The organism is Zobellella denitrificans (assembly GCF_002237365.1).
Lineage (GTDB): Bacteria > Pseudomonadota > Gammaproteobacteria > Enterobacterales > Aeromonadaceae > Oceanimonas > Oceanimonas denitrificans.
In genome coordinates this window covers 1-18,030 of the sequence record NZ_NMUO01000022.1, presented here as the reverse complement: position 1 = coordinate 18,030, position 18,030 = coordinate 1, and the positions used below count along the sequence as shown (strand labels likewise).

Annotated in this window: 17 protein-coding genes; 15 read left to right on the top strand and 2 right to left on the bottom strand. The window is 63.7% G+C overall.

The window, feature by feature from the left end:
• The first annotated feature begins 26 nt into the window (after positions 1 to 26).
• The 5 genes from ribF to ispH are packed head-to-tail and all read left to right on the top strand — an operon-like array spanning position 27 to position 5,682.
• Entirely contained in the window at positions 27 to 974 is a 948-nt protein-coding gene (ribF, locus tag CGX12_RS06850) for a bifunctional riboflavin kinase/FAD synthetase (protein WP_094039148.1), read from the top strand.
• 5 nt (positions 975 to 979) lie between these two features.
• Positions 980 to 3,805 (top strand): isoleucine--tRNA ligase, encoded by a 2,826-nt coding sequence (gene ileS / locus CGX12_RS06845; protein WP_094039147.1) that lies wholly within the window; start codon positions 980 to 982, stop codon positions 3,803 to 3,805.
• Entirely contained in the window at positions 3,805 to 4,293 is a 489-nt protein-coding gene (lspA, locus tag CGX12_RS06840) for a signal peptidase II (protein ID WP_094039146.1), read from the top strand. The genes ileS and lspA overlap by 1 nt, the downstream gene beginning before the upstream one ends.
• Positions 4,290 to 4,736, top strand: coding sequence for an FKBP-type peptidyl-prolyl cis-trans isomerase (gene fkpB, locus CGX12_RS06835; protein ID WP_094039145.1), 447 nt, complete (start codon positions 4,290 to 4,292; stop codon positions 4,734 to 4,736). Before lspA ends, fkpB begins: the two co-directional genes overlap by 4 nt.
• 1 nt (position 4,737) lies before the next feature.
• On the top strand, positions 4,738 to 5,682 hold the full coding sequence (ispH, locus tag CGX12_RS06830; RefSeq protein WP_094039144.1) for a 4-hydroxy-3-methylbut-2-enyl diphosphate reductase: 945 nt from the start codon (positions 4,738 to 4,740) through the stop codon (positions 5,680 to 5,682).
• Here the strand turns inward: ispH and CGX12_RS06825 are convergent.
• Both CGX12_RS06825 and CGX12_RS06820 read right to left on the bottom strand, forming a co-directional pair.
• On the bottom strand, positions 5,666 to 6,748 hold the full coding sequence (locus tag CGX12_RS06825; RefSeq protein ID WP_176442016.1) for a sensor domain-containing diguanylate cyclase: 1,083 nt from the start codon (positions 6,746 to 6,748) through the stop codon (positions 5,666 to 5,668). The two genes, ispH and CGX12_RS06825, sit on opposite strands and share 17 nt — an antisense overlap.
• Before the next feature lie 149 nt (positions 6,749 to 6,897).
• Positions 6,898 to 7,290 (bottom strand): type IV pilin protein, encoded by a 393-nt coding sequence (locus CGX12_RS06820; RefSeq protein WP_094039143.1) that lies wholly within the window; start codon positions 7,288 to 7,290, stop codon positions 6,898 to 6,900.
• Between the two features lie 94 nt (positions 7,291 to 7,384).
• Here CGX12_RS06820 and CGX12_RS06815 point away from each other — a divergent pair, with 94 nt between their 5' ends.
• The 10 genes from CGX12_RS06815 to CGX12_RS06770 form a co-directional block, all read left to right on the top strand.
• Positions 7,385 to 7,870, top strand: coding sequence for a GspH/FimT family pseudopilin (locus CGX12_RS06815; protein ID WP_094039173.1), 486 nt, complete (start codon positions 7,385 to 7,387; stop codon positions 7,868 to 7,870).
• Positions 7,864 to 8,532 carry a PilW family protein gene (locus CGX12_RS06810; protein ID WP_094039142.1) on the top strand — a complete coding sequence of 223 codons (669 nt, stop codon included), beginning with the start codon at positions 7,864 to 7,866 and terminating at the stop codon, positions 8,530 to 8,532. The genes CGX12_RS06815 and CGX12_RS06810 overlap by 7 nt, the downstream gene beginning before the upstream one ends.
• A gap of 1 nt (position 8,533) precedes the next feature.
• The gene (locus CGX12_RS19840; protein ID WP_094039141.1) at positions 8,534 to 9,688 is read left to right on the top strand and encodes a pilus assembly PilX N-terminal domain-containing protein; all 1,155 of its coding nucleotides are present in this window, start codon (positions 8,534 to 8,536) and stop codon (positions 9,686 to 9,688) included.
• 4 nt (positions 9,689 to 9,692) lie between these two features.
• Positions 9,693 to 11,768 carry a type IV pilus modification PilV family protein gene (locus CGX12_RS06800; protein WP_094039140.1) on the top strand — a complete coding sequence of 692 codons (2,076 nt, stop codon included), beginning with the start codon at positions 9,693 to 9,695 and terminating at the stop codon, positions 11,766 to 11,768.
• Between the two features lie 73 nt (positions 11,769 to 11,841).
• On the top strand, positions 11,842 to 13,461 hold the full coding sequence (locus CGX12_RS06795; protein WP_094039139.1) for an NAD+ synthase: 1,620 nt from the start codon (positions 11,842 to 11,844) through the stop codon (positions 13,459 to 13,461).
• Positions 13,462 to 13,471: 10 nt separating this feature from the next.
• Positions 13,472 to 13,810: a nitrogen regulatory protein P-II gene (glnB, locus tag CGX12_RS06790; protein WP_094039138.1), complete on the top strand. Its 339-nt coding sequence runs from the start codon at positions 13,472 to 13,474 to the stop codon at positions 13,808 to 13,810.
• Between the two features lie 122 nt (positions 13,811 to 13,932).
• Positions 13,933 to 14,442 carry an S-ribosylhomocysteine lyase gene (luxS, locus tag CGX12_RS06785; RefSeq protein WP_094039137.1) on the top strand — a complete coding sequence of 170 codons (510 nt, stop codon included), beginning with the start codon at positions 13,933 to 13,935 and terminating at the stop codon, positions 14,440 to 14,442.
• Between the two features lie 130 nt (positions 14,443 to 14,572).
• Positions 14,573 to 16,903 carry a ribonuclease R gene (rnr, locus tag CGX12_RS06780; protein ID WP_094039136.1) on the top strand — a complete coding sequence of 777 codons (2,331 nt, stop codon included), beginning with the start codon at positions 14,573 to 14,575 and terminating at the stop codon, positions 16,901 to 16,903.
• 78 nt (positions 16,904 to 16,981) lie between these two features.
• Positions 16,982 to 17,719 (top strand): 23S rRNA (guanosine(2251)-2'-O)-methyltransferase RlmB, encoded by a 738-nt coding sequence (rlmB, locus tag CGX12_RS06775; RefSeq protein ID WP_094039135.1) that lies wholly within the window; start codon positions 16,982 to 16,984, stop codon positions 17,717 to 17,719.
• Positions 17,720 to 17,736: 17 nt separating this feature from the next.
• A partial coding sequence (locus tag CGX12_RS06770; RefSeq protein WP_497044636.1) for a GNAT family protein occupies positions 17,737 to 18,030 on the top strand: 294 nt, incomplete at its 3' end.

Sequence of the window (18,030 nt, the reverse complement as noted above, 5' to 3'; positions counted from 1 at the left end):
ATTTGCAGGGGCCGGCAGCGGGGTTTATGGAGCTTATTCGCGGCATTCACAACATCAAGCCATGGCATCACGGCTGTGTGCTGACCATCGGCAACTTCGATGGCGTGCATCTGGGGCACCAGGCGGTATTGCGCCGCCTCACCGAGCAGGCGCGCCGGCTCGGGGTGCCGTCCTGCGTCATGGTGTTCGAACCCCAGCCCCAGGAGTTGTTTGCCGGGGCCGAGGCGCCGCCCCGGCTGACCCGATTGCGGGAGAAATACCTGCAACTGGCGCGGCTCGGCATCGACCGCCTGCTGTGCGTGCGCTTCAACGCCGCCTTCGCCGCCCAGTCGCCGGACGATTTCATCCGCGGCCTGTTGGTCGACCGGCTCGGCGTGCGCTTTCTGGTGGTGGGCGACGATTTCCGCTTCGGCCGCAACCGGGGCGGGGATTTCGAACTGCTTACCCGGGCCGGGCGCGCCTTCGATTTCGAGGTGGTCAGTACCCAGAGCTGGCGGATGAACAGCCAGCGGGTCAGCAGCACCCTGATCCGCGAGGCTCTGGCGGCGGGGCGGCTGGATGACGCCAACCAGATGCTGGGGCGCCCCTTCAGCCTGCACGGCCGGGTGGCCCATGGCAACAAGCTGGGGCGGACCATCGGCTTTCCCACCGCCAATGTGGCGCTCAAGCGCCAGGTGATACCGGTGTCCGGGGTTTATGTGGTGGAGCTGCTGCTCGGCGGTCGGCATTATCCCGGGGTGGCCAATATCGGCCACAAGCCCACCGTCAGCGGCACCCGCGCCCTGTTGGAAGTCCACCTGTTCGACTTTGCCGGCGATATCTACGGCAGGCAGGTGGAAGTGGAACTCCGCCACAAATTGCGGAACGAACAAAAATTCGCATCCTTTGCACTGTTAAAGGAGCAGATTCAACGCGATGCCGCCGCCGCCCGCCACTGGCTGGGGCTGGCGCCATCAGAACCGAACGGAATGTAGGACTCATGAGCGACTATAAAAATACCCTGAATTTGCCCGAAACGGAGTTTCCCATGCGCGGCAACCTGGCTCAGCGCGAGCCGGAGATGCTCAAGCGCTGGCTCGAAGAGGACCTGTACGGTGCCGTTCGTCGCGCCAAGGCCGGCAACAAGCCCTTTATCCTTCACGACGGTCCTCCCTACGCCAACGGCAGCATTCACATCGGTCACTCGGTCAACAAGATCCTCAAGGACATCATCGTCAAGTCCAAGGGGCTGCTGGGCTACGACTCCCCCTACATTCCCGGCTGGGATTGCCACGGCCTGCCCATCGAACTGAAGGTGGAAGGCAAGGTCGGCAAGCCCGGCGTCAAGGTGTCCGCCGCCGAATTCCGCGAGGCCTGCCGGGCCTACGCCAAGGAGCAGATAGAAGCGCAGAAGACCGACTTTATCCGTCTGGGCGTGCTGGGTGACTGGGACAACCCCTACCTCACCATGAACTTCGACACCGAAGCCAACATCATCCGCGCCCTGGCCAAGATCATCGACAACGGCCACCTGCACAAGGGCTCCAAGCCGGTGCACTGGTGCACCGACTGCGGTTCCGCCCTGGCGGAAGCGGAAGTGGAATACGAGGACAAGCGCTCGCCGGCCATCGACGTGCGCTTCCGGGCGGTGGACGAGGCGGCCGCCGTGGCCAGCTTCGACTGCGCCGACGGCCACGTCGGCCAAGGCCCGGTATCGGTGGTGATCTGGACCACCACCCCCTGGACCCTGCCGGCCAACCGGGCCGTGGCCCTGCACGCCGAGCTCAACTATGCCCTGGTGCAGGTGGAGGGCGACAACCCCGAGCGGCTGATCCTGGCCGCCGATCTGGTCAAGGACGTGATGGACCGCGCCGGCATCGCCCATTACCACAACCTGGGCTATTGCCAGGGCGCCGCGCTCGAGCTCAAACGCTTCCGTCACCCCTTCTACGACTACGACGTGCCCGTGGTGCTGGGTGACCACGTCACCACCGACTCGGGCACCGGCGCCGTGCACACCGCCCCCGGCCACGGCCAGGAAGACTTCGCGGTGGGCCAGAAATACGGCCTGGAAGTGGCCAACCCGGTGGGCGGCAACGGCGTCTACCTGCCCGACACCGAACTGTTTGCCGGCCAGCACGTGTTCAAGGCCAACGACGCCGTGGTGGAGGTGCTCAAGGAGCGCGGCGCCCTGCTGCACCATGAGGCCTACAATCACTCCTATCCGCACTGCTGGCGCCACAAGACCCCCATCATCTTCCGCGCCACGCCCCAGTGGTTTATCAGCATGGAGCAGGCCGGGCTGCGCAGCCAGGCGCTGCAAGAGATCCGCAAGGTGCAGTGGGTGCCCGAGTGGGGCCAGAACCGCATCGAGGCCATGGTGGAAAACCGCCCCGACTGGTGTATCTCCCGCCAGCGCACCTGGGGCGTGCCCATCGCCCTGTTCGTGCACAAGGGCACCCAGGCCCTGCATCCCCGCGCCACCGAATTGATGGAGCAGGTCGCCAGGCGGGTGGAACAGGCCGGCATCCAGGCCTGGTGGGATCTGGATCCCGCCGAGCTGCTGGGTGAGGAGGCGGAGCAGTACGAGAAGGTGCTGGACACCCTGGACGTCTGGTTCGACTCCGGCTCCACCCACGCCTCGGTGGTGGACGTGCGCCCCGAGTTCCAGGGCCACCCCGCCGACATGTACCTGGAAGGCTCGGATCAGCATCGGGGCTGGTTTATGTCGTCGCTGATGATCTCCACCGCCATGAAGGGCCACGCCCCCTACCGGCAGGTGCTGACCCACGGCTTCACCGTGGACGGCCAGGGCCGCAAGATGTCCAAGTCCATCGGCAACGTGGTCAGCCCCCAGGAAGTGATGAACAAGCTGGGCGCCGACATACTGCGGCTGTGGGTGGCGAGCACCGACTACTCCGGCGAGATGACGGTGTCCGACGAGATCCTCAAGCGCAGTGCCGACGCCTACCGTCGCATCCGCAACACCGCCCGCTTCCTGCTGGCCAACCTGAACGGCTTCAATCCGGCCACCGACATGGTGGCGCCGGAAGACATGGTGGTGATCGACCGCTGGGCGGTGGGGCGTGCCCGGGCCATCCAGCAGGACATCACCAAGGCTTTTGACGAGTACAACTTCCACCTGGTGACCCAGAAGCTGATGCAGTTCTGCTCGGTGGAGATGGGCTCCTTCTACCTGGACGTGATCAAGGACCGCCAGTACACCGCCAAGGCCGACAGCCTGGCGCGCCGCTCCTGCCAGACCGCCCTCTACCACATCGTCGAGGCCCTGGTGCGCTGGATGGCACCGATCATGAGCTTTACCGCCGACGAGATCTGGGCATTGCTGCCGGGCGAGCGGGATCGCTTCGTGTTCACCCAGGAATTCTACGACGGCCTCTTCGGCCTGGCCGAGGGCGAGTCGCTGAACGACGCCTTCTGGGCCGAGCTGCTCAAGGTGCGCCAGGCGGTGAACAAGGCGCTGGAAAACGCCCGCAACGACAAGGTGATCGGCGCCGGCCTGGAAGCCGAGGTGACCCTATTCGCCGACGAGGCCCTGGCCACCCGGCTGGCGGGACTGGAGGACGAGCTGCGCTTCGTGATGCTCACCTCCAGGGCAGTGGTCCGCCCCCTGGCCGAGGCCGAGGGCGCGACCGACACCGAACTGGCCGGGCTCAAGGTCCGGGTGGCCAAGAGCGACGCCGCCAAGTGCGATCGCTGCTGGCACCATGTGGAGGACGTGGGCAGCCACGAGGGCCATGAGGGCATCTGTGGCCGCTGTGTGTCCAACGTGGCCGGGGACGGCGAAGTTCGCCGGTTCGCCTGATGAAGCCATTGTTCGATACCGGTCTGCGCTGGTGGTGGCTGGCCATCGTCGCCATGGTGCTGGATCAGGTCACCAAGTGGTTGACCGTGTCCTACCTGGAGTACGGCTACCCGGGGGTGCAGATCACCCCCTTCTTCAACCTGGTGCACGTGTACAACCCGGGGGCGGCCTTCAGCTTCCTGGCCGATCAGGGTGGCTGGCAGCGCTGGTTCTTCGCCGGCCTGGCCTGCGCCGTGACCGTGCTGCTAAGCGTCTGGATGTACAAGGCGCCCAAGAGCGCCCGCTGGCTGCCGGCGGCCTATGCCTTGATCATCGGCGGTGCCGTGGGCAACGTGATCGACCGCCTGGCCCTGGGCCATGTGGTGGATTTTCTCGACTTCTATGTGGGCAACTGGCACTGGCCCGCCTTCAACCTGGCCGACAGCTTCATCTTCGTCGGCGCCGCCATGATCATCATCGACAGTTTCAGGAAGGACAGCCCCCAATGAGCAAACAGATAGGTCCGAGCAGCGAGGTGCTGTTTCACTTCACCATCAAGCTGGAAGACGGCTCGGTGGCCGACAGCACCCAGCTGCACGGCAAGCCCGCCAGGCTGCAGATGGGCGACGGCAGCCTGACCCCCAATTTCGAGGCCTGCCTGCTGGGGTTGTGCGAGGGTGACAAGTCCAGCTTCGAGCTGGCGCCGGACGACGCCTTCGGCCCGGTCAACCCGGACAATATCCACCATATGGAGCGCAGCCGCTTCGGTGCCGACCTCGAGCTGGAGGAGGGCGCCATCCTTTCCTTTACCCAGCCCAACGGCGCCGAAATCCCCGGCATAGTGCGCGGGGTGGCCGGCGACTCGGTGACCGTGGATTTCAACCATCCCCTGGCCGGGCGCACCGTGATCTTCGAGGTGGAGATCCTGGCCGTGGATCAGAACGGAGCCTGACATGGAGATATTACTCGCCAACCCCCGCGGCTTCTGTGCCGGCGTGGACAGGGCCATCAGCATAGTGCAGAGCGCCCTGGAAAAATTCGGCGCGCCCATCTATGTGCGCCACGAGGTGGTGCACAACCGCTATGTGGTGAACAAGCTCAAGGACGCGGGGGCGGTGTTCGTGGACGAGCTGGACCAGGTGCCGGACGGCAATATCGTCATCTTCTCCGCCCACGGCGTGTCCAAGGCGGTGCGGGAAGAGGCCAAGCGCCGCGGGCTCAAGGTGTTCGACGCCACCTGCCCGCTGGTGACCAAGGTACACATGGAGGTGCACCGGGCCAGCAAGAAGGGGATTGAGACCATCCTTATCGGCCACGCCGGCCACCCGGAGGTGGAAGGCACCATGGGCCAGTACGAGAGCGCCGAGGGCGGCATGTACCTGGTGGAAAGCCCGGCCGATGTGGCGGGCCTGGTGGTGAAGCACCCGGACAACCTCACCTTCGTGACCCAGACCACCCTGAGCGTGGACGAAACCTCGGACGTGATCGACGCCCTGCGCGCCCGTTTTCCCACCATAGAGGGGCCGCGCAAGGACGACATCTGCTACGCCACCCAGAACCGGCAGGACGCGGTGCGGGAGCTGGCCGCCAAGGTGGATCTGCTGCTGGTGGTGGGCTCGCGCAATTCTTCCAACTCCAACCGGCTGCGGGAGCTGGCCGAGAAGATGGGCACCCGCGCCTATCTGATCGACTGCGTGGAGATGGTCGAGCCGGCCTGGCTCGAGGGCGCGGCGCGCATCGGCGTGACCGCGGGCGCCTCGGCCCCCGAGGTGCTGGTACAGGAGGTGATCTCCCACCTGCAGGCCCTGGGCGGCAGCACAGTGGTGGAACACCCGGGGCGGGAAGAGAACATCGTGTTCGAGGTGCCCGCCGAACTCAAGGTCAGATCGGTGTCCTGACGCCGGCGCCGTTCACCGGATCCTGGGGCGACGACGCCACCAGGGTCCGGTTCCTGCCTTCTTCCTTGGCCCGGTACAGGGCCTGATCCAGCTGCTTGAGGATGGCCGCCAGGCCGAGTTCCGGGTCGAGCCCGATAAGGCCGATGCTGATCGTGATGGTCGGCCTTGGTTCCGGCGTATTGACCGGGGTGTCGGCCAGGGTTGTTCTCAGCCGTTCCGCCACCACCAGGGCTCGGCCCGGATCGGTACGGGGCAGCAGCACCAGGAATTCCTCACCCCCCCAGCGCCCCACGGTATCCGTGGCCCGGAACATCCTGCGGGCGATGCGGGCGAAATGGATCAGAGCGTCGTCCCCCACCTGGTGCCCGTAGTCGTCGTTGAGCTGCTTGAAATAATCGATATCGATCATCAGCAGGGTGGCCGGCTCCGGCCTGGACTGGAGCCGGCTGTGGTACTGTTTCAGCAGGGTACCGAAGGCGCGGCGATTGGCCAGGCCGGTGAGGGGATCCGTGGCCGCCAGCACGGCCAGTTTTTCCCGGGTCTGATCCAGATCGCTGAGCATTTCCGCCTGCTGCCGGTTGATGCGACCCAGCTCCAGCAGGCGCATCACCTGGCGAGCCAGGGCCTGCAACAGGGCGAGTTGCTCTTCCGTCAGGGTTCTGGGGAGATAATCCAGTACGCAGAGGGTGCCGAGCGGCAGCCCTTCCGGCGTGCGGAGCAGGGCGCCGGCATAAAAACGCAGGTAGGGTTCGCCGGTAACCAGCGGATTGCTGGCAAAGCGGGGATCCTGGCGGGTGTCCGGCACCACCAGCAGCTCCTGCTCCAGCAGGGCATGAACACAGATGGAGATATCCAGCGGGGTCTCGCGCACGCCCAGGCCTATCTCCGACTTGAACCACTGCCGCTCTTCATCGATGAAGTTGATCACCGCCACCGGGGCGTTGCAGAGGTGGGCGGCCAGCCGTGTAATGTCGTCGAAGGCGGGCTCGGGGGGCGTATCGAGGATATGGTAGCGACTCAGGACCGCCAGCCGTTGCTGCTCCGACCCGATAATGTTCCCCTTCATTGATTGCTCTCCTGGCGGGAAGTGGCTTAACGTTTCGATTTGTCTTCCCGTGGATGCGGCTCTTGACGGCCCGTTCGCACAGCCTGCGGCTGATAGTAGTCCAGAGTATGAGCCGGGCTCTGTCAAAATGCCATTGTTTTGTGCCCCTGCTAACGCCAGCAGGCGTCGGGCGTTTTGTTGCTGTTGCGATCCAGGGTCAGTACATTGCAAGGGGTGCCGCCTTCCTTGTCGTTTTGCTGGCTGGAGCCGGACTTGGCGGTGGCGGTAAGGGTATAGCCGGCGCCGGAAGTCGAGGTGCTGAAGCCATAGTGGGCGTTTTCGGTGGGGCTGATCAGGTTTTCCGCGGCACTGGTGTAGGCGGGGTTGGAAATGCGCCATTCCTCCTGGCGGAGCTGCATGCGGTAGAGGGTCTGGATCGCTTCGATGCGCTTGCTCTTCATCAGGTAGCTGGCGAAGGACGGATAGGCGATGGCGGCAATGATCGCCAGCACCGCCACCGTGATCAGCAGCTCTATCAGGGTGAATCCTCGCCTTGCGTGCATCCCGCCTTTCCTTGTCGAAACCCGGCCTTTGGGTAAAGCTTAACCCAAGCCGCGCCTTTTGCAGGGACAGGCGGCCGCCTTCATGGAGAAGCAGATGACACGGGGTCAGACAGGTCTCACATTGGTTGAGCTGCTGGTGGCTATTGCCGTTTTGGCGGTGCTGCTGACCCTTGCCGTGCCCAGCTTTCAGGAGCTGCGCCAGCAATATCAGGTGCGCAGCGCCGGCATGGTCGTCTACTCGGATCTGCAACTGGCGCGGAGCGAGGCGATCAAGCGCAACCGGGCGGTAACGGTGTGCTTCAGTGGTTTGAATAGCACCAACTGGAGCTACCAGTTGCGGGATTCCGCCGACTGCTCCGGCGCCGTGCTGGAAAACGTCGATGGGCAGAATTTTCCTGCTGTCACCCTCACCGCCAGCTATGGCGGCAACCTGCTCACCTTCCGCCCCCGGCGTAATACCCTGAACTCCGGCAACGTCACCCTGTCCGACGGCAGCTACGACATCAAGGTGATGACCTGGAACAACAGCATTATCCGCACCTGCTCCGATGACAGCCTGCTGGGGGTGCCGCCATGTTGATGACGATAAAGCAGCAGCAAGGCATGAGCCTGGTGGAAATGCTGGTATCGCTGGTGGCGGGCCTGGTGGTGGTGGCCGGCGGGATTTCCCTCTTCACCTCGGTGATCGTCTCCGGCAATACCACCCTGATGCTGTCCCGCCTGAACCAGGACGTGCAGGCGGTCACCGATATCATTGCCCGGGATATCCAGCGGGCGGGGTATCATCCCAGCGCCGCAGTAGAGATGGCCGATGAGGTTTCTCCGGCCCTGTCGGTGGCCCGGAAATACATCTTTTCCACCACAGCCGACCTCTATACCGCCGCCGGTGACACGAAACCCAACTGCATCAGGGTCAAGTACTGGGATCCGGAGCCGGCTTCGGGTACCGGTAGCGTTGTCCGGACTTATGGCTATGCCTCGTCCAGCAAGTTGCTGCGGGTGAATACCCTCTACAGTGAACCCAGTAGTGCCGCCCTGGCCAGTGCCGACTGCACCACCGGGGCCCAACTGGTATCCAGTCCGGAAGTGCGGATAGACAACCTGAGTTTCGAACTGGTTTCCGGCAGTACTCCCACCGGAGTGCGGGCGGTGAATATCCGCATTAGCGCCTCCCATGCCAGAAACCCGGATCTGTCCATCAGCCTGGAGCGACGGGTAAAGGTAAGAAACGATGGCTACTGATATGAAAAATAGCATCCACGGCGGCTTCACCACCCTGGCGGTAACCTTGATACTCTTGTCAATACTGGTGGCGGTATCGGCCTTTATCGGCAAGGTGCTGATCGCCGACAAGCGGCTGACCCTGAACGAAATCGAATACCGGGTAGCCATGGCGGCGGCCGAAAAGGGCATAGCCGAGGCGATGGCGGAGCTCAAGATCAATCCCGCCGCCACGGCCATCTCCGGCAGTATCGCCACCGCCGCCGCCAATGGCAGCTACCAGGTGACCATTAGCCCCAACGGGGTGGCGGATGTCACCGATATCATTTCGGTGGCCACCCTGGACAGCGGCACCACCGCCACCGTCACTGTGCAGGTGGCGGAGCGGGGGATCCTGAACCCTAATAACTCTGGACCGGCCGCGCCCTTGCTGGTGGCCGGCACCCTTCCCGCCAACGGCACCATCACCATAGTGGCCAACCCCAACGGCGGCGGTCCCGGCGTGCCCGTGTCCATCTGGTCGGCCGGAGACGTCAATATTGGCGGCAATGCCACGACCTGCGGCCTCGATGAATATCAGAACGGTGGTTGCAACAAGGAGAACGCCTACAGCTACAAGTCGGGCAGTGAAAGCATTATCGGCCCGGATATCGTCGCCAACGATCCCGACTTTCCCGATGATCTGGTGGACTATGTGTTCGGGGAGCCGGATACCGCCGAAGGCTGGGCCAGGATAGAATCGCGGGCCACGGCGATCGTCAACAGCTGCGATGATCCCAGGATCACCGGCGGTGCCGGCGTTTTTATCGTGGAAAACGTATCGGACTGCACCATCAATTCGATTGGAACCCAGTCGGCACCTGTAGTGCTGATCACCAAGGACAGCAACCTCACCATCAACGCCAACAGCCAGGTTTATGGCTTGGTCTTTGCCTACGACTCCAACCCGGCGGATGGGGACAACTATGACATCAAAATCAATGGCGGCGCCGAGTTCTTCGGCATGATGCTGGCCAATCATAACAATATCGATCTGCCCAACGGCACTTATGCCGCCATCTACGACCCCGAGGTGCTGTGCAATATCAACTTCTGCAATGGGGGGGGCTCGGGGCCTGGCGGCAACCCCTTTGTCGCCATCAGCCATGTGCCCGGCAGCTGGAAGGATTGGGAGTAAGGCGATGAGGAGACAGAACGGCTTCGGCCTGTTGGAGGTGATGATTGCTTTTATTCTGGTGGCGGTCACGGCGGGAACCCTGCTGCAACTGAACAAGGTCTACCTGGAATACAGCCGGGACGGCCGTTACCGGGAAGTGGCGCTGCGCCTGGCCGAGTCGAAACTCGATGAGCTGAGGGGCTTTGACAGCATCGCCGATTACCAGGCCATAGTAGGCAGCAGCTCTCCCGAGTCGGTCCGGGTGGACGATACCGATTATGCCATCGAGTGGGAAGTAACGGATTATGGCTGGGACGGCAGCGCCTGGGTGACGCCGCCCCCTTCGGGGGTGGCTTCCGGGAAGAAGGAGATCGAAATCGCCGTGGGCTGGAGCCAGCCCGATGGCGATGAGGTTCTGCTGGCCGAATCGGTGCTGTCCCCCAACCTGTCCATCGGCAGCGGCCCCTTCGGCACGGGAAATGATAAGGCGGAGCTGGGCATGGGTGGGCCCGATGTGGTTCATACCCCCGGCACCTTTCCCACCGTGATCCCCGTGGAGCTGGGTGATGGCCTCAAGCAGGAAACCAGCCGACCGCTGCCCAAGGTCGCTCGGCAAGGCAACAGCGAAAGCACCAGGGTCAGCTTCAGCACCGTGGTCTATGATGGCGGCAATATCAGCCGGCAGGAGCAGGAGCTGGTTTCGGTGTCCTGTGCCTGTACCATCACCAGCAGCGAGGATGCCAGCCTGCCCGCGCAGCGCTCCATTATCGGCGAGCTGTCCTACTGGCTCAGGGGGGGCTCGGCCAGCAAGGCGAGAGGCACGGCGGCCAATCACCAGGATCCCCTCTGCGGACGCTGCTGTGCCCATCATTTCGACGGCAGCGCCAATGAATTCAGTAACTGGTACGATCTCCTGAAATGGCAGGCGGCCAATGGCCCTCATGGCCCTCATGGCCATTACAGCGGCAGCCCGGGCAGTTGGGTCCAGGCAACGTCGTTGGGCAACCCTTACTGGGAAGCCTGTCGGCTGGCGCGTATCAACGGCGTCTACGAACTGGCCAACGACTGGAACCTGGTCGCTTTCAATATCTTCGATGCCGACCTGTTGCTGCAGCCGGCGGTGCAGGCTGCCTACCAGGACTATGTGAAAATGGTGGCGCAAGAATATATCCGCAGCCAGGTTGAGGATGGGAGTAGCTTCAATACGGCCGGTTATTACTCGCCCATGGATTTTTCCAACTATCTTGATGAACAGGGAATAGTGCCCACCACGGACTTGGAAATCATCCCCGGTCCCAGACAATTGATGGCCAGGGGTATCTATGTGGATATGATCTCCCCCGATTACCGCGCTGCCCTGTTAAATGGAGTGATGGATGGGAATGAGCAGGCAACACCGGACAACCTGTTGCGGTATGTGCCCTTCTATGAGGTCAACCTGACGTTGCTGGCTGACTGGCAGCCAACCGATAGCACTGTGGCCTCCGTCACCAGTGAGCCGGTTCAGACCGTAGTAGATTCCAGCCAGAACTATTACGGCGTTTACAGCCGGGGGCTGGTGGACGGCAAACAGGCGGGCGGGCCCGTGACCATCACGGCGACTATCAGGCGTAGCAATAGCGGTATAACCGCCTTCAGGCCGCTGTCGGAATTTGAAGAAAGCGATGTTTTAAGTTCCCAACTGCAGGTGACCGTATTAAGCACCGATGGGCTGTCCAGCGTCTCCGGCCAGATAAAGTGCATTACCTACAGGGTAACAGGGCAGAACACCAAGGAAGAGAAGTGCAGCGATGCCCAGTTCGGCAATATCACCGTCTCCATCAATGGTGGCTCATGCGGGAAAACCACCGCCGGCCAGGGTGGCAACCAGACCATTAGTTATGTTTGCTACGTTGATCCTGACACGTCGGCAACCCTGACGGCCAATGTTCCCTCTGATGCTGGCTATGTGGTTATTCCACCCCCTCCAGCCCCGGCGGAAACCAATACCTGGACGGTCGAAGTGCCAGGGGAAGAGCCCACCAGTGTATCCGGCGGCTGTCTGCTGGTGGTGGTCAACAAGCCGGACTCGGTCATCATGCCGGCCAGTTGCCAGCCCTAGTCATGATGGGGCCTGACAAGCCCCTCTTCTTTCTTTACTATGCAGCTATCAGGACTCAACCACAGACAGACCCATGTCCCAACACCTCACCCTGGCCCTGGCGCAGCTCAATCTGACCGTGGGCGCCATCGAAGCCAACACCGATGCCATGCTGGCCGCCGCCGGGCGGGCGGCGGAGCAGGGCGCCGAACTGGTGCTCTTTCCCGAGCTGGCCATCACCGGCTATCCGCCGGAAGATCTGCTGTTTCGCCACGATCTCTACCAGCGGGTGGACGCGGCCCTTGCCCGGATGGCGGCGGCAAGCCTTCACACCGCCCTGGTGGTGGGGCACCCCTGGCGGCAAGACGGCAAGCTCTACAACGCCGCTTCCTTTTTTTACCAGGGCCAGTTGCTGGGCCGCTACTTCAAGCAGCTGCTGCCCAACTACGGTGTCTTCGATGAAAAACGCTACTTCAGCGCCGGCGATGCCTCCTGCGTCATCGACTTCAAGGGCCACAAGCTCGGCCTGCTGATCTGCGAGGACGTGTGGGAGCCCGCGCCCATGGCGGGCGTCAGTGCCGCCGGCGCCGAGCTGGTGCTGAGCCTCAATGCGTCTCCCTACCACAGGGGCAAGGCCTGGATCCGCGAAAGCCTGCTGGCCCAGCGCAGCAAGGAGAACGGCTTGCCCCTGCTGTATCTGAACCTGGTGGGCGGCCAGGATGAACTGGTGTTCGACGGCCGCTCCAAGGTGTTCAACGCCGCGGGCGAACTGACCCAAAGCCTGGCCCCCTTCGAGGAACAGCTGGCGCTGGTGCGCCTGGCCGACAAGGCACCGGTGGCGGCCGAGATCCGGCCCGCGCTGGACCCCCTGGCCGAGGTCTACCAGGCGCTGGTGCTGGCCACCCGCGACTACGTCAACAAGAACGGCTTCAACGGCGCCGTGCTGGGCCTGTCCGGCGGTATCGACTCGGCCCTGACCCTGGCCATCGCGGTCGACGCCCTGGGCGCCGAGCGGGTGCAGGCGGTGATGATGCCCTTCCGCTACACCGCCTCCATGAGTGTGGAAGACGCGGAAGAGGAAGCCCGCCACCTGGGCGTGGAGTTCAATATCGTGTCCATCGAACCCATGTTCGACGCCTTTATGGGCCAGCTGGCGCCCCTGTTCGAGGGCACCGAGCGCGACACCACCGAGGAGAACCTGCAGGCCCGGGCCCGGGGCGTGCTGCTGATGGCCATTTCCAACAAGCGCCGTCGCCTGGTGCTGACCACCGGCAACAAGAGCGAGGTGGCGGTGGGCTACTGCACCCTCTACGGCGACATGGTGGGGGGCTTCGCGCCGATCAAGGACGTGCCCAAGACGCTGGTGTTCGAGCTGGCCAAATACCGCAATACCCTGGGCTATGTGATCCCCCAGCGGGTCATCGACCGGCCGCCTTCCGCCGAGCTGGCGCCGGATCAGCTCGACCAGGACAGCTTGCCCCCGTATGATGTGCTGGATGCCATCCTCGAAGCCTATGTGGAGCAGGACAAGTCCCTGGAGGAACTGCTGGCCGCCGGCTTTGCCGAGGCCGAGGTGCGCCGGGTGATCAAACTCGTGGATATCAACGAATACAAACGCCGCCAGAGTGCGGTGGGGCCGCGGATAACACCGCGCAACTTCGGCAAGGACCGGCGTTACCCCATCACCTCCGGGTTTGGCAAAATAAATTGGTAAGGAGCCACCGATGAAGAAGATCGAAGCCATCATCAAACCCTTCAAGCTGGACGACGTGCGCGAAGCCCTGGCCGAGCGCGGCATCACCGGCATGACGGTGTCCGAAGTCAAGGGTTTTGGCCGCCAGAAGGGGCATACCGAACTGTATCGCGGCGCCGAATACATGGTGGACTTTTTGCCCAAGGTCAAGCTGGAGCTGGTGGTGCAGGACGACCTGGTCGAATCCTGCATCGAGGCCATCGAAACCACCGCCCGCACCGGCAAGATCGGCGACGGCAAGATTTTCGTGTTCGATGTGGGCCAGGTGATCCGCATCCGCACCGGTGAGCAGAACGAAGAAGCGGTGTGAAAACCCGGCACAGGGGGCGGGGCCAGGGAGCCATCCCGGGTCACCAATTCCCGGCCCCCGGTTTCCACCACCCGGCTTTTTTGCCACAATTGCCCGTTATTGATTGAATCGAGGAATACCCCATGCCACTGCTGGACAGTTTTACCGTCGACCATACCCGTATGGAGGCCCCGGCGGTGCGGGTCGCCAAGACCATGGCCACCCCCCACAACGACACCATTACCGTGTTCGATCTGCGTTTCTGTTTGCCGAACAAGGAAATCCTGTCGGAGAAGGGCATCCACACCCTGGAGCACCTGTTCGCCGGCTTTATGCGCAACCACCTCAACGGCAATGGCGTGGAGATCATCGACATCTCCCCCATGGGCTGCCGTACCGGCTTTTACATGAGCCTGGTGGGCGCGCCGGACGAGCAGCGGGTGGCCGATGCCTGGAAGGCGGCGATGGAAGATGTGCTCAAGGTGGAGGCGCAGTCCCAGATCCCCGAACTGAACGAGTACCAGTGCGGTACCTATGCGATGCACTCCCTGGACGAGGCCAAGGCCATTGCCCGCAACATTATCGAGCGTGGCATCGGTATCAACAGCAATGAAACGCTCAAACTGCCGGACGAGATGCTGAAAAACCTCTAACGTCACCGGCTTCCCCCAGCGGCACGGCGCCCGGCCCAAGCAAGCACTGGCTTAACCGGGTGTCCTGTCACTCTTTATTCTTTCTCTGCTGATATACTTCCCTTATTGCAGTGCTCAAATGGACCACTTTATGTCACAACACCAAGATCCTTTCCTTCAACGGGAAGCCGAAAAATACGAAAACCCCATTCCCAGCCGGGAATTCATCCTGGAGCACATCAAGGCCCGGCAGACGCCGGTCTCCCGGGATGAGCTGTTTGCCGAACTGACGCTGGAAGGCGAAGAGCAGGCCGAAGCCCTGCGCCGTCGCCTGCGCGCCATGGAGCGGGACGGCCAGCTGGTGTTCACCCGCAACCAGTGCTATGCCCTGCCCGACAAGCTCAACCTGGTGAAGGGCCATGTCATCGGCCACCGGGAGGGATTCGGCTTCGTGCGCCCCGACGACGGCGGCGACGACCTCTTCCTGGCCCAGCGCGAGATGGACGCCCTGATGCACGGCGACTACGTGCTGGTGCAGCCCCTGCGCTTCGACGCCCGGGGCCGGCGCGAGGCCCGCCTGGTGCGCCTGCTCCAGTCCCGCGACCTGAGCGTGGTGGGGCGCTATTTCGTGGAGCAGGGCGTCAGCTACGTGGTGCCGGACGACAGCCGCATCGCCCAGGACATCCTTATTCCCCAGGGCGAGACCATGGGCGCGCGCATGGGCCAGGTGGTGGTGATCGCCATTACCCAGCGGCCCACCAAGCGCATGACCGGCATCGGCAAGGTGACCGAGGTGCTGGGCGAGACCATGGATCCGGGCATGGAGATCGAGATCGCCCTGCGCAGCCATGGTATTCCCCATGTCTGGCCGGAAGAGGTCAAGCAGGAGATCGCCAAACTGACCGAACAGGTGCCCGAGGAGGCCAAACAGGGCCGCAAGGATCTGCGCGATCTGCCCCTGGTGACCATCGACGGGGAAGACGCCCGCGACTTCGACGACGCCGTTTACTGCCAGCCCAAGCGTTCCGGCGGCTGGCGGCTGTGGGTGGCCATCGCCGACGTATCCTACTATGTGCGTCCCGGCACCGGACTCGACAACGAAGCCTACCAGCGCGGCAACTCGGTGTACTTCCCCGAGCAGGTGATCCCCATGCTGCCCGAGGTGCTGTCCAACGGCCTGTGCTCGCTCAATCCCCAGGTCGATCGCCTGTGCATGGTGGCGGAGATGACGGTCTCCGCCACCGGCAAGCTGTCCGGCTTCAAGTTTTACGAGGCGGTGATGAACTCCCATGCCCGCCTGACCTACACCAAGGTGGCCGCCATCCTGGAAGGGGACGAGGGCCTGCGCGAGCGTTACGCGCCCCTGGTGCCCCACCTGGAAGAGCTGAACCGGCTCTACCAGGCGATGAAGGAGGCCCGCCACCAGCGCGGGGCGGTGGAGTTCGAGAGCGAGGAAACCCGCTTCGTGTTCAACCCCCAGCGCAAGATCGAGCGCATCGTGCCCCTGGTGCGCAACGATGCCCACAAGATCATCGAAGAGTGCATGATCATGGCCAACGTGGCCGCCGCCCGCTTTATCGAGAAGCAGGACGCCCACGCCCTGTTCCGGGTGCACGACAAGCCGGGCGAGGAAAAGCTCACCGGTTTCCGCAGCTTCCTCGGCGAGCTGGGGCTGGAACTCAAGGGCGGGCTGGAGCCGCAGCCGGCGGACTATGCCCTGCTGGCCGAGCAGATCAAGGACCGGCCGGACGCCGAGCTTATCCAGACCATGCTGCTGCGCTCCATGAAGCAGGCGGTCTACCAGGCCGACAACATGGGCCACTTCGGGCTGGCGCTGAAGTCCTATGCCCACTTCACCTCGCCCATCCGCCGCTACCCGGATCTGGTGCTGCACCGGGCCATCAAGTTCCAGCTGGCCAGGCTGCAGGGCAACCCCAGCGGCAAGTGGACGCCCACCGGCGGCGTTCACTACCAGTACGACGAAGTGGCGCCCATGGGCGAGCATTGCTCCCTGACCGAGCGGCGGGCCGACGACGCCACCCGCGACGTGGCCGACTGGCTCAAGTGCGAATACATGCTCGACCACGTGGGCAGCGAGTTCGGCGGCACCATCGCCAACGTCACCGGCTTCGGCTTTTTCGTGCGCCTGGACGAGATCCATATCGACGGCCTGGTGCACATCTCCAACCTGCAGAACGACTACTACCAGTTCGATCCGGCCCGTCAGATGCTCATCGGCGAGACCTTCCGCCGCCGCTACCGGCTGGGCGACAAGGTCAAGGTCAAGGTGATGGCGGTGAACCTGGACGATCGCAAGATCGACTTCGAACTGGTGGAAGAGGCGCTGCCCGCCGGTGCCAAGACCGGCAAGGGCGCGAAAAACCTCAAGTCGCGCCAGCGGGCCAAGCCCAAGAGCGGCGGCAAGGCGGAGGCCAAGCCGGCCGACAAGGGTGGCCGGTCCAAGAGCAGAAAGCGTCGCTGATCAAGTCAGGGATTGGAGACCGGGGATTGGGGATTAGCCCCGGCCCGGTCTCCAATCCCCCCATCCCCGAGATAACACATGAGTAGTGAACTGATTTTCGGCATCCACGCCCTGGATGCCGCGTTGGAATCCCATCCCGAACATATCCTCGAAGTCTGGCTGCTGAAAGGCCGGGACGATGCCCGCCTGCAGGGGCTGCAAAGCCGGTTGCAGGCGGTGGGGGTCAAGGTCCAGTTCGCCAGCCGCCAGACCCTGGACGGCAAGGCGGAAGGTCACCAGCACCAGGGCGTGGTGGCCCGGGTCAAGGCGCAGCCGGCCCTGAACGAGGCGGATCTGGACGCCCTGCTCGACAGCCAGCCCAATCCCCTGCTGCTGGTGCTGGACGGCGTCACCGATCCCCACAACCTGGGCGCCTGCCTGCGCACCGCCGATGCCGCCGGGGTGCACGGCGTCATCGTGCCCAAGGACAAGTCCGCCGGCCTGACGCCGGTGGCGCGCAAGGTGGCCTGCGGCGCCGCCGAAACGGTGCCGCTGTTCCAGGTGACCAACCTGTCCCGCACCCTGCGCAGCCTGCAGGGCAGGGGGGTCTGGGTGCTGGGCACCGCCGGCGAGGCGGACCACAGCCTGTACCAGGCCAAACTGACCGGGGCCCTGGCGCTGGTGATGGGCGCCGAGGGCAAGGGCATGCGCCGGCTGACCCGGGAGCACTGCGACGAACTGGTGAGCATCCCCATGGCGGGGTCGGTGTCCAGCCTGAACGTATCGGTGGCCACCGGCATCTGCCTGTTCGAGATGGTGCGCCAGCGCTCCCTATGATGGACGGAGAAGGTGCCATGCACTGGCAGCTCGCCGCCTTCGATGAGCTGAGTGCCGCCCAGCTCTACCAGATGCTGGCGCTGCGCTGCGAGATCTTCGTGGTGGAGCAGGACTGTGCCTATCAGGATCCGGATGGTCTGGATCTGCATCCGCAAACGCGCCATCTCAACCTGTGGCGGGGCGGGCAGCTGCTGGCCACCGCCCGGCTGCTGGGGGGGGGGGGGGAGGGGGCGCGGGGGGGTGGGGGCTGTATCTTCTATCCCATCGGCGCTGCCGGCCCGGAGGGGCGTGCTGGCTGTGCGTGTCTGCCG

What these genes read in the sequence shown, in the direction of transcription:
- lspA (WP_094039146.1), top strand. Translation starts at nt 3,805, where the DNA reads ATGAAGCCATTGTTCGATACCGGTCTGCGCTGGTGGTGGCTGGCCATC.
- rlmB (WP_094039135.1), top strand. Translation starts at nt 16,982, where the DNA reads ATGAGTAGTGAACTGATTTTCGGCATCCACGCCCTGGATGCCGCGTTG.
- rnr (WP_094039136.1), top strand. Translation starts at nt 14,573, where the DNA reads ATGTCACAACACCAAGATCCTTTCCTTCAACGGGAAGCCGAAAAATAC.
- CGX12_RS06820 (WP_094039143.1), bottom strand. Translation starts at nt 7,290, where the DNA reads ATGCACGCAAGGCGAGGATTCACCCTGATAGAGCTGCTGATCACGGTG.
- CGX12_RS06810 (WP_094039142.1), top strand. Translation starts at nt 7,864, where the DNA reads ATGTTGATGACGATAAAGCAGCAGCAAGGCATGAGCCTGGTGGAAATG.
- fkpB (WP_094039145.1), top strand. Translation starts at nt 4,290, where the DNA reads ATGAGCAAACAGATAGGTCCGAGCAGCGAGGTGCTGTTTCACTTCACC.
- CGX12_RS19840 (WP_094039141.1), top strand. Translation starts at nt 8,534, where the DNA reads ATGAAAAATAGCATCCACGGCGGCTTCACCACCCTGGCGGTAACCTTG.
- ispH (WP_094039144.1), top strand. Translation starts at nt 4,738, where the DNA reads ATGGAGATATTACTCGCCAACCCCCGCGGCTTCTGTGCCGGCGTGGAC.
- CGX12_RS06825 (WP_176442016.1), bottom strand. Translation starts at nt 6,748, where the DNA reads ATGAAGGGGAACATTATCGGGTCGGAGCAGCAACGGCTGGCGGTCCTG.
- CGX12_RS06800 (WP_094039140.1), top strand. Translation starts at nt 9,693, where the DNA reads ATGAGGAGACAGAACGGCTTCGGCCTGTTGGAGGTGATGATTGCTTTT.
- ileS (WP_094039147.1), top strand. Translation starts at nt 980, where the DNA reads ATGAGCGACTATAAAAATACCCTGAATTTGCCCGAAACGGAGTTTCCC.
- CGX12_RS06815 (WP_094039173.1), top strand. Translation starts at nt 7,385, where the DNA reads ATGACACGGGGTCAGACAGGTCTCACATTGGTTGAGCTGCTGGTGGCT.
- ribF (WP_094039148.1), top strand. Translation starts at nt 27, where the DNA reads ATGGAGCTTATTCGCGGCATTCACAACATCAAGCCATGGCATCACGGC.
- CGX12_RS06795 (WP_094039139.1), top strand. Translation starts at nt 11,842, where the DNA reads ATGTCCCAACACCTCACCCTGGCCCTGGCGCAGCTCAATCTGACCGTG.
- luxS (WP_094039137.1), top strand. Translation starts at nt 13,933, where the DNA reads ATGCCACTGCTGGACAGTTTTACCGTCGACCATACCCGTATGGAGGCC.
- glnB (WP_094039138.1), top strand. Translation starts at nt 13,472, where the DNA reads ATGAAGAAGATCGAAGCCATCATCAAACCCTTCAAGCTGGACGACGTG.